Here is a 19,627-nt window from a genome sequence, read left to right on the forward strand (position 1 = left end):
AAACAGTTTAGGCATTTTTAATGAAGGCGAATAGTTGCGGGCATGAATGGATTGTTAAGCTTACACAGCAAGAAGAGGAAAGCGACTTAGACACTGCTCTTATTCAAATTATTGCCGATTTACTCGAAATCAAGCACTTTGCCATATACATAAATAAACATATTTCGAGGCCATTGCCTCCTACATTAATTAACACCAGCAGTAGCCTTAAAGCTTTATCTCCCACAGAAGCCTTATTGGTTCTTAATAAGGTTTCTCAGAATAAAATACGAGTAAGCCGCAGTAGCAACGTAATTAGAAGTTACTTACCTGTTTATCACTTAGGCGAAGTAATGGGGGTTTTATTAATAGAAACTCAGCATGCACTAAGTGAACGCATAACCGCGTTGGCTATTCATATTTTAAATATTTATGCTAATCAACTCGGGCTTTTGTATAAATCGCGCTTAGACCCGTTAACTGAGCTATTAAATAGGCAAACATTTGACAAAAAAGTAATTGAAATAGTTTCAGGTAATGGCTTTTTAGAACCACGAAGTGAGGTTTCAAATAAGCGCCGATGGTATTTAGCCATTGCCGACATTGATCTTTTTAAAAATGTAAATGATAACTACGGGCATGTAATTGGCGATGAGGTTATTTTGTTAGTGGCAAGGCTTTTAAAAAATAACTTTAGATTAGAGGATTACGTATTTAGATACGGTGGTGAAGAGTTTGCGGTATTATTTCAAACTAAAACAGAGACCGAAGCGCGTGTTGCCCTTAACAGATTACGCTTAAATGTTGCAGAGTATCCTTTTCCGCAAGTAGGGCAGCTCACCATTAGCTGTGGTTTTTTAGAACTTGCCAGTATTGATACGGTTTCAAGCATTGTTAACCAAGCAGATTTAGCCCTATATCACTCTAAAAATAATGGCCGAAACAGAGTAACTTCTTATAATGAATTAGGCGTAAACTTCCAACAACAAGTAGATAACAGCATTGAGCTTTTTTGATTGTAAATTTGTGCTAAAATCTGGCTCCTTAAATTGTTGTAGGCAGAGCACAAAACATGAAATTCGTTCGTTGGTTTTTAGGTTGTATAATTTTATTCTTTAATTTTGTATTTACTCCTCGCAGTAAAAAGCGTGCAAGCGACGAGCAAGCAAAGCTTGATCTGCAAACCTCACAATTTAAACTTTATCAATTTAAATCATGCCCGTTTTGCGTAAAAGTGCGCCGTGCTATTAAGCGCGAAGGCTTAAAAGTAGAAACACGTGATGCAAAAAATAATCAGCAATATCGTCAAGAGTTGTTAGAGCAAGGCGGCAAAATTAAAGTGCCATGCCTACGTATTGAAAAAGATGGCCAAGTACAATGGCTATACGAATCAAACGATATTATTGCTTACTTAAATAAAGTAGCAGCTTAAACGTAACCATATAATTTTTATCTCACTTATTTAAAGAGACATTACCATGACAATCCGTACTCGTGTTGCCCCGTCACCAACAGGTGACCCGCATCTTGGCACAGCTTACATTGCTTTATTTAACTACTGTTTTGCTAAACAGCAAGGCGGCGAGTTTGTTCTTCGTATTGAAGATACCGACCAAGTGCGCAGCACACCAGAATCAGAGCAAGCTATTATGGATAGCCTGCGTTGGTTAGGCCTTGAGTGGGATCATGGCCCTGATGTAGGTGGCGAATTTGGCCCGTACCGTCAGTCTGAGCGTAGCGATTTATATAAAAAATACGCGCACCAGCTAGTTGAGCAAGGTAAAGCGTTTTACTGTTTTGCTACAAGCGAAGAGCTTGATCAAATGCGCGAAGAGCAAATGGCCGAAGGTCTGCGCCCTAAGTACGATGGTCGTGGTTTAAACCACACAGAAGACGAAATTAAAGCAAACCTAGCTGCTGGTAAGCCTTACGTTATACGTATGAAAATACCAAGCGAAGGCACCTTTAAATTTAACGACTACCTACGCGACGAAATTGAGATCCCGTGGGAAAACGTAGACATGCAAGTGCTATTAAAAGCCGATGGTTTCCCAACGTACTTTTTAGCAAACGTGGTAGATGATCACCACATGCAAATTAGCCATATTTTCCGTGGCGAAGAGTGGATTAACTCAGCACCTAAACTATTAAAACTTTACGAAGATTTTGGTTGGGAAGCGCCAGTGCTAGGGCATTTACCATTATTGCGTAACCCAGATAAATCAAAGCTTTCTAAGCGTAAAAACCCAACCAGTATTAATTACTATAAAGAAATGGGTTACCTACCAGAAGCAGTGCTTAACTACTTAGGCCGTATGGGTTGGTCAATGCCTGATGAGCGTGAAAAATTCACCCTTAACGAGATGATTGAAAACTTCGACATGAAGCGTGTATCGCTTGGTGGCCCAGTATTTGACGTAGACAAGCTAAGCTGGTTAAACGGCACGTGGATCCGCGAAAACCTAACTGACGAAGAGCTTGTGCAGCGTTTTGTTGATTGGAAGTTTAACGGTGAAATGCTAGCTAAAGTATTACCAGAAGCTAAAACGCGTATTAATACGTTGTCGGATATGGTTGATTTAGCCGGTCACTTTGTTGGGGGGATTCCAACTTACGACCCAGCACTTTTAACTGCGGGCAAAGCTGACGAAAACGTAATACGCCAAGCGCTACAATTTTTTGTATGGCAATTAGAAGGCTTACGTAGCTTTGAAAAACCAGCTATTTTTGCCATTGCAAAAGAAGTCGCTACATTCCATGAGCTTAAAATTAAAGACTTTTTAGAGCCGATATTTGTAGCAATCACAGGTAAAACATCATCTACCTCAGTGCTTGATGCAATGGAAATTTTGGGCTCTGATCTATCACGTGCGCGTTTACGTGTAGCGCTTGCTCATTTAGGTATTTCTAAAAAGCAGGCTAAAAATATTGAGCGTGCGTACCGCACATACCCAAGTGCATAATCTTTAGTCTTACTTTATAAAAAGCCGAGCTTATTAATTAAGTTCGGCTTTTTTGTTTCAGGCTGTTTGGCTATATGTCATGGTATTTTGATATTGTTTAGCGCAAGCATTCGTAATTTACTAAATGCTATAATGCTGCATGTAAACCCAAAGGAGGCAGTATGATTGCACCTGTAAAAAACAAAGCCTTATTTAGCAGCAATACCTTTTCAATAAATTTAGTTACTTACCCTACAAACCACAGCGTAATGAATCATATTGACCCAGTGCAACAAGGTCGCTATTACAAGCTTAATTTTGTACTAGTAAAGCCTAAAACTGGCGGGGCATTTAAATGCTCTAAATGCATTATTAATTGGTTTAACCGCGTGTATTTATTTAGACCCGATAAGTATGAGCACAGTGTAACTAAAATAGAGTCGGGCAAGCGTGTATTACTTAGCTTTGCATTAAATATTTAGCCAGAGTTAAGGGTATTTAATTAATAGTCGTAGGCCTGTCCGGTGCATAAAACAGATAGGTCACAATACGATACTGAGGTTTCACTACAAGAATTGATAGTAAAGGCATTGCCGCCTCTGCGCATTGCATCCGCTTTAAGCGAATCAATCGCGTTTGATTTAGAGCGATTGTAGCTTATATTTTTATTGCCTCTACCGTCGCCATCGCAGCTTTCGCCTTCTATTCTCCCTAAAAGTGTTGCGCCACTTTCGTGTGCTTCTTGGTCGCTATAAAATTGCTGCAAATCTCTTTTATTAACGTAGGTGCCAATTTCTTGAGATAAAACGCCGTTGTCTATATCTGTATGATAAGTCATGCCAGAGCACCCAGCCAAAGTTGTTAGTACGCTTATTGTTGCTATAACACGTAGCATAATTATTAGTCCCTTATGTAGTTTGGAAAGTAAATTACTAACAAAAACAGAAGTGTGCAACATTTACTCTTAAGTTAATTGTAAGATTTAGTAAGTGATTCGACCTCTCTTTATTTTATTTCTGGTAGTATGGATAGGTTATAAGCAGTTTAAGCAGTGAACAAACTATGTTAAGTCCTTATTTTCAGCAACATGCTGATTACGTTTCTATCTCTCGTGAGCAAGGTTGTCGTTTCGCAAAATGTGTTGCCGATGACTACAACCCACTTCATGACAAAGATGCTAAAAAGTTTTGCGCGCCAGGAGACTTACTTTTTTCTTTAGTGTTAGACCGCTATGGTATAAGTGAGCGAATGGAATTTACCTTTGCTGGTATGGTTGACGAAAACACTAAACTTAATTTCCCACAAGGGGATGACGAATTTGATGTAACCAACGGCGATAAAGTTATATTAAAGGTAAAACGCGAAGGTAAAACCAGCAAATGCCCAACACTTACTAATAGCCTAATAAAAAACTATGTTGAGTTTTCTGGTGCGGCTTTCCCGCATGTAATTATTCCACTAATGGGTAAGCAAGAGGTGATGATTAACCCTGCGCGCCCAATGGTTATTTACGAGTCGATGATTATTAACCTTGATAACATTGATATTCAAGAACCTACGCTTGAATTTGCTGAGCCAAGTTTTGAGTATGCCGGTAAACGCGGAAAAATTACTTTGCGCTTTAATTTACTAGAAAACGGCGAAAAAGTCGGCTTTGGTGAAAAGCACATGGTGGTGTCGGGTATTCGTGAATATTGCCAGGCAACCGTTGACGATTTAATCGCATTTTATAATGAGCGAAAAGCCACATTAAAACCGGCTTAAAGTTTATTTTAAATAAAGGCGCTATTTATAGCGCCTTTTTTATTACTAAAGCTCAGGTATAATAGCGCTCTTTGTTATTTTAAAGCTAAGCCTATGTCTGCTACATCGTTCTCATCTCTTAAACTCGATTCGTTATTATTAACAGCGATTGAGCAAAATAATTACACTACGCCAACCGCAATTCAGGTTAAAACTATTCCGCCTATTTTAGCGGGCAACGATGTAATGGGCAGTGCACAAACAGGCACAGGTAAAACAGCAGCCTTTGTATTACCACTACTACATAAGCTTTTAAATACACCTAAAAAAGATGAGCCAGGCATTGCCCGAGTGGTCATTTTAACGCCAACGCGTGAGCTTGCTCAGCAAGTATTTGCCAGCTTTGAAAAGTACGCACAAGGCAGCAATATTAATGGCGCTTTAGCGTATGGCGGCGCAAGTATTGGCCCGCAAATTAAAGCACTTAAAACAGCGCAAGTAATAGTCGCAACCCCAGGGCGATTACTCGATCATATAGTTAAAGGCAGTGTGATACTTTCAAGTGTTGATTCATTAGTGTTTGATGAAGCAGACCGCATGCTCGACATGGGCTTTATTGACGAAATAAAACGTATTCTGCGCCACATTCCAGGCGATCGCCAAACTTTATTGTTCTCAGCAACATTTGACGATAGCGTGTTTGAGTTGAGTAAAAAGCTACTTAAAAACCCTGAGCTTATAGAGGTTGATAAACGTAACTCGGCTGCCGTTGAAGTAGAGCAAGTTATTTATTCGGTAGATGAAGACAGAAAGCGTGAGCTGGTATCACACATGATTGGTATGAAAAACTGGCGCCAAGTACTCATATTTACGCGTACTAAACAAATGGCCGATAAGCTTGCTAAAGAAATGTGTAAAGACGGTTTAAAAACAGAATCCATTCATGGTGATAAATCGCAAGGCGCGCGCGACCGTGCACTACAAAACTTTAAAGAAGGCACTACACGCGTATTAGTTGCCACTGATGTAGCTGCGCGCGGGCTCGATATTCCTGCGCTTAAATACGTAATAAATTTTGAACTGCCATACATAGCTGAAGACTACGTGCACCGTATTGGCCGTACAGGTCGCGCCGGTGAGCAAGGCCTTGCAATGTCGCTAGTAAGTATTGATGAGCAATGGTTACTGGAAGAAATAGAAGTACTGCTTGATACGCGTTTAGCGCCTCAATGGTTAGAAGGTTACGAGCCAGATTTAAACAAAAAGCCTAAAGATAATCGTAAAAACACCAATAAAGCGCGAAAAGATCGTGATAAAAAACGCATTACAGGTCAAAGAGCACCCAGTAGACGCCGTAAGTAATAGCTTTTGTTTCGCTTTTTTGCCTATACTTGAGCTAATAAATAGCTGAGGTAAAGTTATGTTTGAAACGGATCAATGGGCATTTTCGGGAGTCGATGGCCAAATATCACTGCACAAATGGCAAAAGACCATTGATCTTATTACGGGGCTGTTTTCGGCTCCGTCAGGTTATATAGTACAGGCAACTAGCAAAGGCTACCGGGTTGTAATTAGAAGTAATGAAGGCGGCTCTAACTTTGAAACCAACTCAATACTCCCTCCACAAACACCTCTTTTTTGCAGATACGTAGCGGAAAATAACAATATTTTATATGTTAACGATGCCTGCAATAATGAGCAATGGAATACCATGCCTGAGGTTGTTGAAGATGGCGTTCAATCATACCTAGGATTACCCATTCATTGGCCCGAAGGTGATGTGTTTGGCACGCTATGTTTAAAAGACACAAAACAAACTAGTTATACCGATGAGTATTTTGAGCTAATAGAGCAGCTTCGCGACTTGATTGAAGACGATTTAGCGCTTATTTATAGCTTTGAGCAAATGCGCGAAATAGCCATGCTTGACCCACTTACAAACATTTATAACCGCCGCGCACTTACCTTGCTAGCTCAGCAAAAGCTTAACTTAGCACTGCGTTTAGGCTTTGACGTATGCTGCTTGTTTATTGATATAAACGATTTTAAAAAATTAAACGATACCTGCGGCCATGAAGTAGGCGACAAAGCGTTAATTATTTTGGCTAATACCCTAAAAACACATTTAATAGATGCTGATATAGTAGGGCGTTTAGGCGGCGACGAGTTTGTGGCTGTAATGCAGGTAAGTGATAAAAGTAAGCTTAGCTACATTATTAATAAAATTACCACTGAGTATTCAAAAGCTTTACTTAAAAAAGGTGTTCGCGATATATCGCTGAGTATTGGCTATAGCTTTACGGATAAACAAAAACAACCATTTGACGCATTACTCAATGACGCAGACCAAGCCATGTATAAAAATAAACAAGCTTATAAGCAGGCTAAAAAAGCTTAACAATAAAAGCAGTACACTTAATCATAGCGATAAAAAAGCAAGCTATTAGGCTTGCCAAGAAGGGTGTGAATTTAGTTTAACTTTTAAGCGATTTGTTTCTCAGCTAGGTTGAGCTCCATAATGGCTTTTAATAAACGGTATAAATTTATTGATGCATCAATTTCTTCTTTACGGTTTGTTAAGCTTTCAATATTTAAGCCCAGTGGCACGTCTAGGTGCGCACAGCTTTTAAGGATTAAGTCGAGGTTTTCGCGGCAAATACGTACAGATTCACTTAATGTGTTTTCTGCATCAAGCATGCGCCATTTGGTGGCTTCTGGCACTGAGATACCCAACCATTGCATAAACTCTAAGGTTTTTTCGCCGCCGCAGGGAGTAAACGTTAAAATAAGTCGTTTTGGTGTAATGCCTTGTGCTTTGCAGGTACGCGCGTAACTGGTGATTAAATCAATTGTGGCTTGCCCATCATAAACAGCCTGAGATATAAAAAACTGGCAACCTTGTGCTGTTTTTTCTATTAAGCGTTCGTGCTCATTTCGTTTACTTGAATGGCGTTCTGCAATAGTAACGCCACCTAAAAAGAAGTCATCACTTTGCTCTGCCAATGTTTTATAGGCATCCGGTAGGCTTAGTTTTATATCACCCACCGATGATGGGCTACCCACTAAAACCACATTTTTTAAATCGTAGTCGTTTTTAGTTTCGCTTAGCCAATCTTTAAATTCGCCTACGCCACGTTGCGCTACACTTTTATATGTAATTACATCTTGAGCAGATAAATTACGAAGTAATTGGCTGTATTCACGTGGGTCTACAGTTTGCTTAAACGGAAATGGGCGAGCTTGGTTAGTGCGGCTGCTTTCGTCTTGAATGTCGTAAATTATTACGCCGTCGTATTCAATTTCGTGCAAGCGCCCTAATAGCTTCTCTGCAATGGTTTTTAATTGCGCTTTATCGGTGCCAACTTTAGGCGGGGTAGTACCAATAAGATAAACACCTTGTTTGGTGTCTTCTATTTTCTCTTGAAGTGATAAAGCCATAATCCTCATTCCAGCTTAGTCCAATGTATGTAATTTAATATAGCAGCCATTTAGACGTCTAGATAGATTTATCTAATGAAAATTTTTCAACTTAGGTGAGGAATATTCATACTGACAATTTAATAAACCGCCTGATTGACACAGTTGTTTACATAAAAAATGGGCTAAAGCTCTTACATTTACTCGCTTTAAGGCATAATCGAATGTGAGTTAGTAATAAACCTAACAATAAATTTGCTCAATTTAAAAAGGGACAATAATGAAATTTAAATTATTAGCAACAAGCTTAGCGGTATCACTAGCGCTAACTGGCTGCGTAACACAGCAAAGCGAAAACACCCAAACAGCACAACAGCAGCAAACAACAAAAGCTGACGAACGTGTATTTTCGCAAGAGTACTTAATTGAAGAGCTAGATAACGGCTTACGTGTAATGGTAGTTAAAACCGATTACCCAGATGTAGTTTCGCTGCAAATTCCGGTATCAGTTGGCTCGCGCAATGAAGTAAAAGAAGGTAAAACCGGTTTTGCTCACTTTTTTGAGCACATGATGTTTAAAGGCTCTAAAAAATTTCCGCAAGACGAATACACTGCCATATTTAAAAATGCAGGGGTCGATAACCGTGCTTACACCACTAACGATTACACTAACTACCATTTAAATTTTTCAAAGCAGCACCTTGATAAAGTACTTGAAATTGAAGCCGATATTTTTCAAAACTTAACCTACACCGAAGAGCAATTTAGAACCGAAGCGCTAACGGTTAAAGGTGAATATTTAAAAAATAACGCCAGTCCAATTCGTAAATTATTAAGCGCTGTACGCGAAGAAGCCTTTGATAAGCATACCTATAAACATACCACTATGGGCTTTTTTGAAGATATAGAAGCCATGCCAGATCAAATGGCATACGGTAAAGAGTTTTTTGATAAGTTTTATAAGCCTGAATATGTATCGCTAGTGATTGTAGGGGATGTTGACCCTAAAGCCACTATGGCAATGGTTAAAAAGCATTGGGGTGGTTGGGAAAAAGGCGATTACGTTGCCGATATTAAAGCTGAGCCAAAGCAGCAAGCACCTAAATATATACATGAACAAAACGAAGCCTTACCAGGGCATTGGTTACTTGTATCGTATAAAGGTGCGCCATGGGAGCCTGCTAAAAAAGACAGAGCTGCGCTTGATTTAATCTCACAGCTTTATTTTTCAAACAACTCTGACTTATACCAAGAGCTTGTTGTTGATAAACAAATAGCGAGTCAAATGTTTACCTACAATCCAGAGACAAAAGATCCTGGTTTATTACATGTATTTGTAAAAGTTGAAAACGAAGAAGATTTAGCAAAAGCACGTGATGCAATTAACCGCACTTACGCTAAAGCACGCACTGAACTTGTTGATGAGCAAAAGTTAAGCGATTTAAAATCTAACCTTAAATACAGCTTTATTAATGGCTTAGATTCATCTCAAGCGATTGCATCAACCCTTGCAAGTTACATGCATTTTGAGCGCGACCCTGAGGTTATTAATCAGCTTTATAAATCGGCCGACAACATCACAGCACAAGATATTAAAGCCGTGGCTAATAAATACTTTGTAGATGACTCGCGTACAACCGTGACCATGTCGGCACTTGATAAAGCCCCAGGGTTTGAGCAAGAGGCTAACTTAAGTGCAGCAGTCGCAAAGCTTGAGCAAGCACCAGAGGCACCGGTATTTAAAGTGCTTGATAAAACTAATAGCTCGCCGCTGATTGACGTAAACTTTTTATTCAATACAGGTGCAGCCGCAGACCCTCAAGGTAAAAAAGGTGTAGCCGCGCTCACCGCCGCTATGCTTGCTCAAGGTGGCTCACAAAGTACTAGTTACAAAGAAATTCAAAAAGCGCTTTATCCGCTTGCGGGTAGCTTTGGTTATCAAATAGATAAAGAAATGCTGTCGTTCCAAGGGCGTATTCATAAAGATAACGCTGAAACTTGGTATGCACTTGTAAGTGATCAATTACTTAATCCAGGGTTTAGAGACGATGACTTTAAACGCCTTAAAAAGGAAATGATCGACGGTATTAAGTCGGGCTTAAAAGCCTCTAACGATGAAGAGCTTGGTAAAGAGGTGCTTTACAGTACGCTTTATAAAGGCCACCCATATGAGAGCTACAACTATGGTGATATTTCTGATTTAGAAGCACTTACCCTTGATGATGTTAAAGCATTCTATAACTCAGAGCTTACCCAATCTAAACTAACACTTGGTTTAATTGGCGCAGTGCCTAACGCACTTAAAGCAAATATTATGAGCGACTTAGCAACCTTACCTAAAGGTGAGCAAAGCCGTTTAAGTATTCCTGATGCGCCAGTCCTTAAAGGTCATCATGCAACAATTGTAGAAAAGTCGGCGCAATCTACCGCGGTATCGTTTGGTTTCCCAATTGATACTATTCGCAGCAGCGAAGATTGGACAGCACTTTGGCTTGTGCGCTCGTACTTTGGTGAGCATCGTAGTTCTAACTCATACTTGTATGAGCGAATTCGTCAAACACGTGGTATGAACTACGGTGATTACTCGTACATTGAATACTTCCCGCGTGGCATGTTTCAAACTAAGCCTGATGCAAACTTAGGGCGCTCTGAGCAAATATTCCAAATTTGGTTACGCCCGCTGCGCTCTAATAACGATGCACACTTTGCAACGCGTACTGCGTTGTTTGAACTTGATAAACTCATTAAAAATGGCTTAACCGAAAAAGGCTTTGAAGCAACTCGTAACTTTTTAATAAACTACGTGCCGCAGCTAGTAGCAAGTCAAAACCGTCAGTTAGGGTATGCACTTGATAGCGAATTTTACAACACAGAGTCGTTTGTAAAATACGTGACAAGTAAGCTTGAAAAGCTAACGCTTGCAGATGTTAATCGCGTGATAAAAGATAACCTTCAAACAGAAAACGTACAGTACGTGTTTATTACCGGTGACGGCGAAGACATGAAAAAACGTTTAGTGTCAGAGCAAACCTCACCAATGGTTTACAACACAGAAAAACCAGCAGCGCTTGTTGCTGAGGATAAAGTCATTGCCGATTACACATTAGCTATTCCAGCTAACAACATTGAAGTAATGGCTGTTGAAAAAGTGTTTCAGTAATTAATCTCTTTTTCTAACATATAAAAAATGCCCCAGTGCTTATAGCCTGGGGCATTTTTATTTAATTAGTGTTATTGAAGCGTAATATTAGTTAGTCGCTAAAAGCACTGAGCCTGCGCCTAGAGCAAAGCTTATTAAGGAGCTAATAACAACCCCCGCTAAAAAGCTTTTAGTTGGCGTACTTTTAACGTCATTATTTATAGGCTCATCAAGTTTAATTAGCTCGCCTTGGCGTACTTCAAGTACCGCGCAAAGCGCCATAGTGGTTTCTTTAGAAGCGGCGCCTTCTTTTTCTACCCGTTGAATGGTCCGCAAACTTACATCGCAGGCATCTGCGAGCTGTTGCTGCGTCCAATCTAACTTACTTCTAAGCGATTTAACTGTTGTAGGATTTAATTGCACGTTAAAGCTTCCCTACAAATAGTTCAACAATGGTTGCCGTTGTATAGCCAAACACCGCGCCACCTAATGTACAACCAGCAAGAAAAAATGCTGCCTTTTTAGGATCGTCTGAAAGACTACTTTGAACTTGTTTGTCTATCACACTGCTATTTTTATAAAGAGTGCACTCCAGACGCCCTGTAAGTATATTAAGCATGTCAAATTTTACTTGGTACTGTGAGCCCTCAAAAGCAAAAGAGTGTGTGCTTGCACAGTAGATATTTCGTTTTTTACTGAATAGGTCATCGTTTACAAACACTTCCTCTTTACCGGTAAAGTAACTTCCAAAACAGGCTATTTGATTATCACCATCTTGAAAGTAAAATTTATAACCAAGTTTTTTAGTATTCAATACATCGTTTTTCATCATCGTTATCCTTGTTGAGTTGACGATGCTAATTTAGCGGTAATTATTATTTTTTACGCCGTCAGTAGTATGCCAGTACTTGTTTTGACGTATGACAAAAAGCCTGTCATACATCGTTACCTTTTGATTTTTATTATAAAAATAACAAATTTAAATTTGAGTTAATTTAACAGGCTGTCATATAGTATATGCTTTGATTTAAGCATACTGAGCAAAATAATACCTAGAGTTATGCTGCTTAATAATTTTTTATTAAAAAAATGTTAATGACTATACTGATAAACAGAAAAATTAAAATGGAAAGCACGTGTTAGACGATAAAATGTTTTTAAAGCAAGTTTTAGACACCACACCGGATCAGGTCGTCGTGATTAATGACTCAGGGGAGATTGTTTTTGTAAACAAGAGCTGGCAAAACTTTGGTGAGCAAAACGACTGTACTTGCTGTGATGTGTGGGAGCAAAAAAATTACTTAGTAGAATGCAAAAAAGCCGCAGATAATGGCGATGAGTTTGGCTTAAATGCGTATCAAGGTATTTTAGCGATAATAGAGCAACAGCAAAGTGATTTTTATTTAGAGTATCCTTGTCATAGCGAAAACGAAAAACGCTGGTTTATGATGCGTGTTGTGCCTTTTGAACTAAGTGATAAAAAATATTATGTTATTAGCCATCAAAATATTACCGAGCGTAAACTAGCCGAAGAGCAAGTACAAAAACTTGCCGCTATTGATGGCTTAACTGATATTGCTAACCGAGGCTTTTTTGATACCTTTTTAGAGCAAGAGTGGAATCGTTGTCAGCGTTTAGGTATGCCGCTGTCGTTGGCTATAATCGACATTGATGATTTTAAATTACTTAATGATACCTACGGGCACCAACAAGGCGATACATGCTTAAAAAAGGTGGCTAAAGTACTCAATGAATTTACTAAACGCCCAGGTGACTTATGTGCCCGTTTTGGTGGTGAAGAATTTGTGTTAGTTTATGGAAATACAAGCTCAGATCAGGCCTTGTTAGTATTGAACGATATTTTAGAAAAATTAAAACATTTAAACATTGAAAATAAGCATTCTTTACCCAGCAGAACCCTTACTGTTAGTGTAGGGCTCACGACTATTACACCAAATAGTGACTTTACATGTGCTCATTTAATCAAAGAAGCAGACGATTTACTTTATAAAGCAAAAAATAAAGGAAAAGATGCTTTATGTGTGAGTGATTTAGCGTTCATATAACTTTTTTACTCTTAGTTATACCTAATAACCAGAACAAATAACTAAGGCGTTAACACCTTAGGCTTTAAATCCGTTAAACTTAGGAAAAGGCTCTTTTTATATCAATTTAAGGCAGTGTAGTATTATGCGTCATGAAATTTGGCAACAGCTTCGTAGTGAAGCAAATGAAGTAGTAACTCGCGAACCACTTTTAGCAAGTCATGTGTATTCATGCATTTTGAATCATGAGTGCTTAGGTTCGGCGTTAAGCTTTATTGTTGCTAATAAATTGGCAGATGCTGTGGTCTCTGCATTTACTATTCGTGAGCTGTTTGACCAAGCGTTTGTAAAATGTGACCGCATGCTTTCTTTTGTTGCCGAAGATATTAAAGCAGTGAAAGACCGCGACCCCGCTGCTGAAACTCACCTTACTGTAATGTTAAACCTAAAAGGTTTTCATGCTATTCAAGCGCATCGTTTGGCTAATTGCCTGTGGCAACAAAATCGCAGAGAGTTAGCGCGATTTATTCAAAGCCGTACTTCTGAAGTGTTTGGTGTAGATATTCACCCAGCATGTCAGGTTGGCAAAGGGATAATGTTTGACCACGCAACAGGTATTGTTATTGGTGAAACGGCGGTAATTGAAGATAACGTATCAATACTGCAATCGGTAACGCTTGGTGGTACAGGTAATGAGCAAGGCGATCGTCATCCTAAAATTAGAGCGGGTGTGCTAATTGGCGCAGGTGCTAAAGTGCTTGGTAATATTGAAGTGGGTGAGGGCGCACGTATTGGCGCAGGCTCAGTGGTACTAACAGCAGTGCCGCCACATACCACAGCTGTTGGCGTACCTGCTAAAATTATAGGTAAACCGGATTGTCCCTGTCCCGCGCAAAGTATGAACCAAAACTTTTTAGCGACACCCGAGCCTGAAAACGAATCACATACCAGTGCTATGCTGTGACATGTAAGTAAAAAAATAAAACTTAAAAGGAATTAAGATGAACAAGAATAGTTTGTTAACTCTAGGTATTGGGTTTATTGCTGGTGTAGGTTTAACTTGGGGTTATTTTAATTTTACCCCAAATAATTTAGAGCCAGTTAAGTTACAGCAAAGTAATGCTCTTTTGCAAAAAACTCATGCTCAGCAGCCAAAAAGCAGTAAAGTAGTAGCAAATAAAGTTATACCAGCTGTAACTGAACAAGCCGTTAGTTTAGAGCAAAATGAAAATATTACTTCCACCGCTTTCGAACCTCAAGAAATTGATGAGTTACCTCTAGAAGAACAAGTTGTGCAACTTAAGCAACAACTTGCCGAGCAAAAAGCAGCACTTAAAAGTGTTTTAAAGCAAATGAGAGGCCCTTCAGATTTTGAGAAAGTCTTACGTGATAAATTTGACGAGCAAGTACGTGACGAAGAGTGGGCTTATCGTACTGAAATGGCATTACAAGATTTTTTATTAACCGCAGATTTGGCAATTATTCCTGATGTTGTTAGCGCTAAATGTAAAACGACGGTATGTGAATTTGAACTTGCCGCACCCGCTGATAACGATGCATTTGGGAGTGCTCAATGGCGTGAGTTAAACGACAAGTTGATGAAACAAGAGTTTTGGAAGCAATTTGTAAGTTCTACATCTACATCAAGTGATACTAAGCTTAGCTTGTTGTTAAGCACAGAGCTTTAAACTGTATCAGTATTAAGTAATAGGTATGACCTGCGATTCTACAGAGCCATCGGCAAGCTCTGTAATTAACACATCGCCTGTTTTAATTTGTCCCACCGATTTAACCACTTTTCCTTGTTGTGTTTTAGTGATGCTATAACCGCGCGCTAAAACATTAAGAGGGCTTACCGAGTCCAGCTTACTTGCTTGTAATGCTAGGCTATTATTGGCTTGCTGTAATTGTTGTTGTATAGCTTGGTTTAACCTTGCTTGTAACTGCGACAGTTGATGAGAGGCCTGCGCTAGCTTTTTATCTGGTGATTGACGCATTAAGCGCGGCGTTAAATTATTAAGCGTGCGCTCTTGCTGATATAAACGGTTTCGCATAGCTTGGTGCAGCGCAATGCTCAGTTCATCTAATCGCTGCGCCTTTTGATTTAGCTGATTGCGTGGATGGCACAAGTTAAGACGGTGCTGAAGTTGCGTGGCAAGCGCGCGCTTATCTGCAATATCGTGTTTAAATGCATTGTTTAAACGGTTAATGAGTTGCGTTACTTTATTGTGTAGCTCTTGCGTGTTAGGGCTTACAAGCTCAGCAGCCGCTGATGGAGTAGCAGCACGAACATCGGCAACATAATCGCTAATGGTTGTGTCTATTTCGTGGCCTACCGCACTTACTATGGGTAATTCACTTTGATAAATAGCGCGCGCAAGTTGTTCGTGGTTAAAACACCATAAATCTTCAAGTGAACCGCCGCCGCGCCCTAAAATAAGTACGTCTACTTCATTACGTGCATTTGCCAGCTCTATTTGATTAATTAAATGTATGTGGGCTTCTTTACCTTGCACCATGGCTGGATAAATTATGACTTCTAATTGCGGCGCACGGCGTTTAAGTACAGTTAAAATATCTTTTATTGCAGCGCCGGTAGCAGAGGTAACCACACCGATACGGTTTATATTTTGTGGCAGAGGTTTTTTGTAGGCAGAGCTAAATAACCCCTCGGCGGCTAAGCGCATTTTCAATGCATCAAACTCTTGCTTAAGCTGACCTTCTCCTGCGGGCTCCATATGTTCAACAATAAGTTGGTAATCACCTCTAGGTTCATAAAGTGATACTCGTGCTTTTACGGTGACTTGTGCGCCATTGGCTGGGCGGTAGCTTTGGTTGCGATTATTCCCTCGCCACATAGCAGCCTTAATTTGCGCTTTATCGTCTTTTAACGAAAAATACCAATGCCCAGACGCAGGGGTAATAAAATTAGAAATTTCACCAGTGAGCACTAAAGATGCAAAGCCTTGCTCAAGCACTGTACGAATTTCTCTGTTAAGGCGTGAAACGGTGTAAACCGTCTGCGAAGGCTTTGAAAACATAAAAAACAACCTAAAACTATTTATGAGACAAGTTTATCATAAATATTTGCGAAATATTATTTACGAATGCCAACAACGCTGTTAAAATTTGGCCGCAATTCCTTATCTTAGATCCACATGTGAGAAGTTGCCAAAATGCTTAGAATTGCTAAAGAAGCTCTTACCTTTGATGACGTACTTTTAGTACCTGGTCATTCTACTGTTTTGCCACACACGGCAAATATTTCAACTCGCTTAACGCGTGGTATCAAACTTAACTTGCCGCTTATTTCAGCATCTATGGATACTGTTACAGAAGCACGTTTAGCTATTGCCCTTGCGCAGGAAGGCGGTCTTGGTTTCATCCACAAAAACATGACCATCGCAGAACAAGCGAAAAATGTTCGTAAAGTTAAAACCTACGAAGCGGGTATTGTATCTTACCCTGTAACAGTAACTGCAGATTTAACTATTGCAGACGCTGTTGAGCTTTCTCAGGAAAAGGGTTTTTCAGGCTTTCCTGTTACCGATAGCAACAATGTACTTGTTGGTATTGTAACAAGCCGTGACATGCGTTTTGAAACTAAGCTAGAGCAGCCAGTTTCTACTGTTATGACTAAAAAAGAAAAGCTTGTAACTGTTAAAGAGGGTGCCTCTCGCGAAGAGATTTTAGGTTTAATGCATGAACACCGCATTGAAAAAATCTTAGTCGTAGACGATGCGTTTAAACTCAAAGGCATGATCACCGTTAAAGATTACCAAAAAGCACAAGATAAACCAGATGCATGTAAAGACGATCAGGGTCGTTTACGTGTAGGTGCTGCGGTTGGTGTTGGCGCTGGCACTGATGAGCGTATTGCTGCATTAGTCGAAGCAGGTGTTGATGTTCTACTTATCGATACTTCTCATGGCCACTCTCAAGGTGTTATTGACCGTGTATCGCAAACTCGTCAAGCATACCCTGACTTACAAATTATTGCGGGTAATGTAGCAACAGCTGAAGGTGCTATTGCCCTCGCTGATGCAGGCGTTGATGCAGTAAAAGTAGGTATCGGCCCAGGTTCAATTTGTACTACACGTATCGTAACGGGTTGTGGCGTTCCACAAATTACGGCTATTTCTGACGCAGTTGAAGGCCTAAAAGGCCGCGACATTCCAGTAATTGCTGATGGCGGTATTCGTTTTTCTGGCGATATAGTTAAAGCCCTTGTTGCGGGTGCATCGTGTGTAATGGTGGGCTCAATGCTTGCTGGTACTGAAGAGGCGCCTGGCGAAGTTGAGTTATATCAAGGCCGTTACTACAAATCATACCGTGGTATGGGTAGTTTAGGTGCGATGGATCAAAAAGAAGGTTCATCAGATCGTTACTTCCAAAAATCAAACCAAGCTGACAAGTTAGTACCAGAAGGTATTGAAGGTCGCGTAGCATACAAAGGTCCAATTGCAACGATTATTCATCAGCAAGTAGGCGGTCTTCGTAGTGCAATGGGCTTAACCGGTTGTGCAACTATTGAAGAGCTTAATACAAAACCTCAGTTTGTACGTGTTACATCTGCAGGTATGGGTGAGTCGCACGTACATGATGTGCAAATTACCAAAGAAGCACCAAATTACCGCTTAGGTTAAGCGCGTAATTAATAATTTATTGGGCTTGCTTTGCAAGCCCTCTTTTTAGTCGTTTACATTAACAAATGACATTTAGCATCAGACTTTACGAGATACTCCATGAGCAAAGATATTCACGATTCACGAATTCTCATTTTAGACTTTGGTTCACAATACACTCAGCTAATTGCGCGTCGTATACGCGAAATTGGTGTTTATTGTGAGCTGTGGGCATGGGATGTGACTGAAGAGCAAATCCGCGAGTTTAACCCACAAGGTATCATTCTTTCTGGTGGCCCAGAATCAACAACACTTGAAAACAGCCCGCGCGCTCCTGAGTATGTGTTTAATGCAGGTGTTCCTGTATTAGGCATTTGTTACGGCATGCAAACAATGGCCGCTCAACTTGGCGGTAGCGTTCACAGCTCTGATAAAAAAGAGTTTGGTTACGCGCAAGTGGAAAAGGTAGGCAATTGTGCATTGTTTGATGCAATTGAAGATCATATTACCGATGGCGGCAACGGCGTTTTAGACGTATGGATGAGCCACGGCGATAAAGTTATGGAAGTACCAGCAAGCTTTAGCACAACAGCTAAAACACCAACGTGTCCGCATGCTGCTATGTCTAACGAAGAAAAACGTTTTTACGGCGTACAGTTTCACCCAGAAGTAACGCACACTCATCAAGGGCAACGTTTATTAGAACGCTTTGCAATTGATATTTGTGGTTGTGAAAAACTGTGGACTCCTGCAAAAATTATTGATGATGCCATTGAGCGTATTAAAGACACAGTTGGCGATGATGAAGTTATTTTAGGCCTATCAGGTGGTGTTGATTCATCGGTTGTGGCTATGCTTATTCACCGCGCAATTGGCGATAGATTAACATGTGTATTTGTTGATAACGGTTTACTTCGTTTAAACGAAGGTCAGCAAGTAATGGACATGTTTGGTAATAAGTTTGGTCTAAACATTGTTAAGGTTGATGCTGAGGATCAGTTTTTAAATGACTTAGCAGGAAAATCAGACCCAGAAGATAAACGAAAAGCTATTGGCCACACGTTTATTAATGTATTTGATGAGCAATCTAAAAAGCTTAAAAACGCTAAATGGTTAGGCCAAGGTACTATTTACCCAGATGTTATTGAGTCAGCAGCATCTGCTACAGGTAAAGCACACGTTATCAAATCTCACCACAATGTGGGCGGATTACCAGATGACATGAAAATGGGTCTAGTTGAGCCACTTCGTGAATTGTTTAAAGATGAAGTACGTAAAATTGGTTTAGAGCTTGGTTTACCGTACGACATGCTTTACCGTCATCCTTTCCCTGGACCAGGTTTAGGTGTACGTGTACTTGGTGAAATTAAAAAAGAATACTGTGATTTACTACGCCGCGCTGATGCGATTTTCATTGAAGAGCTACACAAAGCTGAGCTTTACCATAAAGTAAGCCAAGCGTTTACTGTATTCTTACCAGTTAAATCGGTAGGGGTTATGGGTGATGCACGTAAGTACGATTGGGTTGTATCACTTCGTTGTGTTGAAACTATCGACTTTATGACGGCGCGTTGGTCACATTTACCATATGAGTTTTTAGGCGTGGTATCTAACCGTATCATTAACGAAATTGATGGTATTTCACGTGTAGTTTACGATATTTCTGGTAAGCCACCAGCCACAATTGAGTGGGAATAATACCAAATAAGTAAGCTTACTTTGCTGAGCTTATTATTG

Annotated in this window: 18 protein-coding genes; 13 read left to right on the forward strand and 5 right to left on the reverse strand. The window is 40.0% G+C overall.

Annotation, left to right across the window (positions count from 1 at the left end; translation table 11 throughout):
* Positions 1-20: 20 nt before the first annotated feature.
* The 4 genes from ATS74_RS01470 to ATS74_RS01485 all read left to right on the forward strand — a co-directional run bounded on the left by ATS74_RS01470 (position 21) and on the right by ATS74_RS01485 (position 3,403).
* Positions 21-995 (forward strand): GGDEF domain-containing protein, encoded by a 975-nt coding sequence (locus ATS74_RS01470; RefSeq protein ID WP_058547168.1) that lies wholly within the window; start codon positions 21-23, stop codon positions 993-995.
* Positions 996-1,051: 56 nt separating this feature from the next.
* Entirely contained in the window at positions 1,052-1,411 is a 360-nt protein-coding gene (locus tag ATS74_RS01475; protein ID WP_058547169.1) for a glutaredoxin family protein, read from the forward strand.
* A gap of 46 nt (positions 1,412-1,457) precedes the next feature.
* Positions 1,458-2,942 carry a glutamate--tRNA ligase gene (gene gltX / locus ATS74_RS01480; protein ID WP_058547170.1) on the forward strand — a complete coding sequence of 495 codons (1,485 nt, stop codon included), beginning with the start codon at positions 1,458-1,460 and terminating at the stop codon, positions 2,940-2,942.
* Between the two features lie 161 nt (positions 2,943-3,103).
* The gene (locus ATS74_RS01485; protein WP_058547171.1) at positions 3,104-3,403 is read left to right on the forward strand and encodes a hypothetical protein; all 300 of its coding nucleotides are present in this window, start codon (positions 3,104-3,106) and stop codon (positions 3,401-3,403) included.
* Between the two features lie 20 nt (positions 3,404-3,423).
* On the opposite strand, the gene ATS74_RS01490 is transcribed toward ATS74_RS01485, so the two are convergent.
* Positions 3,424-3,816 (reverse strand): hypothetical protein, encoded by a 393-nt coding sequence (locus ATS74_RS01490; protein WP_058547172.1) that lies wholly within the window; start codon positions 3,814-3,816, stop codon positions 3,424-3,426.
* 167 nt (positions 3,817-3,983) lie between these two features.
* Here ATS74_RS01490 and ATS74_RS01495 point away from each other — a divergent pair, with 167 nt between their 5' ends.
* From ATS74_RS01495 to ATS74_RS01505, 3 genes are all read left to right on the forward strand, one after another.
* On the forward strand, positions 3,984-4,685 hold the full coding sequence (locus tag ATS74_RS01495; protein WP_058547173.1) for a DUF3581 domain-containing protein: 702 nt from the start codon (positions 3,984-3,986) through the stop codon (positions 4,683-4,685).
* 93 nt (positions 4,686-4,778) lie between these two features.
* Positions 4,779-6,026 (forward strand): DEAD/DEAH box helicase, encoded by a 1,248-nt coding sequence (locus tag ATS74_RS01500; RefSeq protein ID WP_058547174.1) that lies wholly within the window; start codon positions 4,779-4,781, stop codon positions 6,024-6,026.
* Between the two features lie 58 nt (positions 6,027-6,084).
* Complete coding sequence (locus ATS74_RS01505) at positions 6,085-7,062, forward strand: sensor domain-containing diguanylate cyclase (RefSeq protein WP_058547175.1); 978 nt, start codon at positions 6,085-6,087, stop codon at positions 7,060-7,062.
* 83 nt (positions 7,063-7,145) lie between these two features.
* On the opposite strand, the gene ATS74_RS01510 is transcribed toward ATS74_RS01505, so the two are convergent.
* A complete protein-coding gene (locus ATS74_RS01510; RefSeq protein ID WP_058547176.1) occupies positions 7,146-8,102 on the reverse strand; it encodes a methylenetetrahydrofolate reductase in 957 nt (318 codons plus the stop codon).
* Between the two features lie 259 nt (positions 8,103-8,361).
* Between ATS74_RS01510 and ATS74_RS01515 the strand changes: the two genes are divergently transcribed.
* A complete protein-coding gene (locus tag ATS74_RS01515; RefSeq protein WP_058547177.1) occupies positions 8,362-11,241 on the forward strand; it encodes a M16 family metallopeptidase in 2,880 nt (959 codons plus the stop codon).
* A gap of 87 nt (positions 11,242-11,328) precedes the next feature.
* Here ATS74_RS01515 and ATS74_RS01520 read toward each other — a convergent pair whose 3' ends face one another.
* Positions 11,329-11,643: a helix-turn-helix transcriptional regulator gene (locus ATS74_RS01520; RefSeq protein ID WP_054982750.1), complete on the reverse strand. Its 315-nt coding sequence runs from the start codon at positions 11,641-11,643 to the stop codon at positions 11,329-11,331.
* Position 11,644: 1 nt separating this feature from the next.
* Positions 11,645-12,052, reverse strand: a complete 408-nt coding sequence (locus ATS74_RS01525; protein ID WP_058547178.1) for a hypothetical protein — start codon at positions 12,050-12,052, stop codon at positions 11,645-11,647.
* Between the two features lie 304 nt (positions 12,053-12,356).
* Between ATS74_RS01525 and ATS74_RS01530 the strand changes: the two genes are divergently transcribed.
* From ATS74_RS01530 to ATS74_RS01540, 3 genes are all read left to right on the forward strand, one after another.
* Entirely contained in the window at positions 12,357-13,286 is a 930-nt protein-coding gene (locus tag ATS74_RS01530; protein WP_058547179.1) for a sensor domain-containing diguanylate cyclase, read from the forward strand.
* A gap of 124 nt (positions 13,287-13,410) precedes the next feature.
* Entirely contained in the window at positions 13,411-14,229 is an 819-nt protein-coding gene (gene cysE, locus ATS74_RS01535) for a serine O-acetyltransferase (protein WP_058547180.1), read from the forward strand.
* 37 nt (positions 14,230-14,266) lie between these two features.
* Positions 14,267-14,953 (forward strand): hypothetical protein, encoded by a 687-nt coding sequence (locus ATS74_RS01540; protein WP_058547181.1) that lies wholly within the window; start codon positions 14,267-14,269, stop codon positions 14,951-14,953.
* Between the two features lie 12 nt (positions 14,954-14,965).
* On the opposite strand, the gene xseA is transcribed toward ATS74_RS01540, so the two are convergent.
* Positions 14,966-16,306, reverse strand: coding sequence for an exodeoxyribonuclease VII large subunit (xseA, locus tag ATS74_RS01545; RefSeq protein WP_058547182.1), 1,341 nt, complete (start codon positions 16,304-16,306; stop codon positions 14,966-14,968).
* 135 nt (positions 16,307-16,441) lie between these two features.
* Between xseA and guaB the strand changes: the two genes are divergently transcribed.
* Together guaB and guaA are read left to right on the forward strand one after the other, a co-directional pair.
* Positions 16,442-17,911, forward strand: a complete 1,470-nt coding sequence (guaB, locus tag ATS74_RS01550; RefSeq protein WP_058547183.1) for an IMP dehydrogenase — start codon at positions 16,442-16,444, stop codon at positions 17,909-17,911.
* Between the two features lie 99 nt (positions 17,912-18,010).
* Positions 18,011-19,588, forward strand: a complete 1,578-nt coding sequence (gene guaA, locus ATS74_RS01555; RefSeq protein WP_058547184.1) for a glutamine-hydrolyzing GMP synthase — start codon at positions 18,011-18,013, stop codon at positions 19,586-19,588.
* The last annotated feature ends 39 nt before the right edge of the window (positions 19,589-19,627 follow it).

Origin of the sequence: Pseudoalteromonas sp. H103 (assembly GCF_001469205.1) — a bacterium.
In the GTDB taxonomy this organism is placed as follows: domain Bacteria; phylum Pseudomonadota; class Gammaproteobacteria; order Enterobacterales; family Alteromonadaceae; genus Pseudoalteromonas; species Pseudoalteromonas carrageenovora.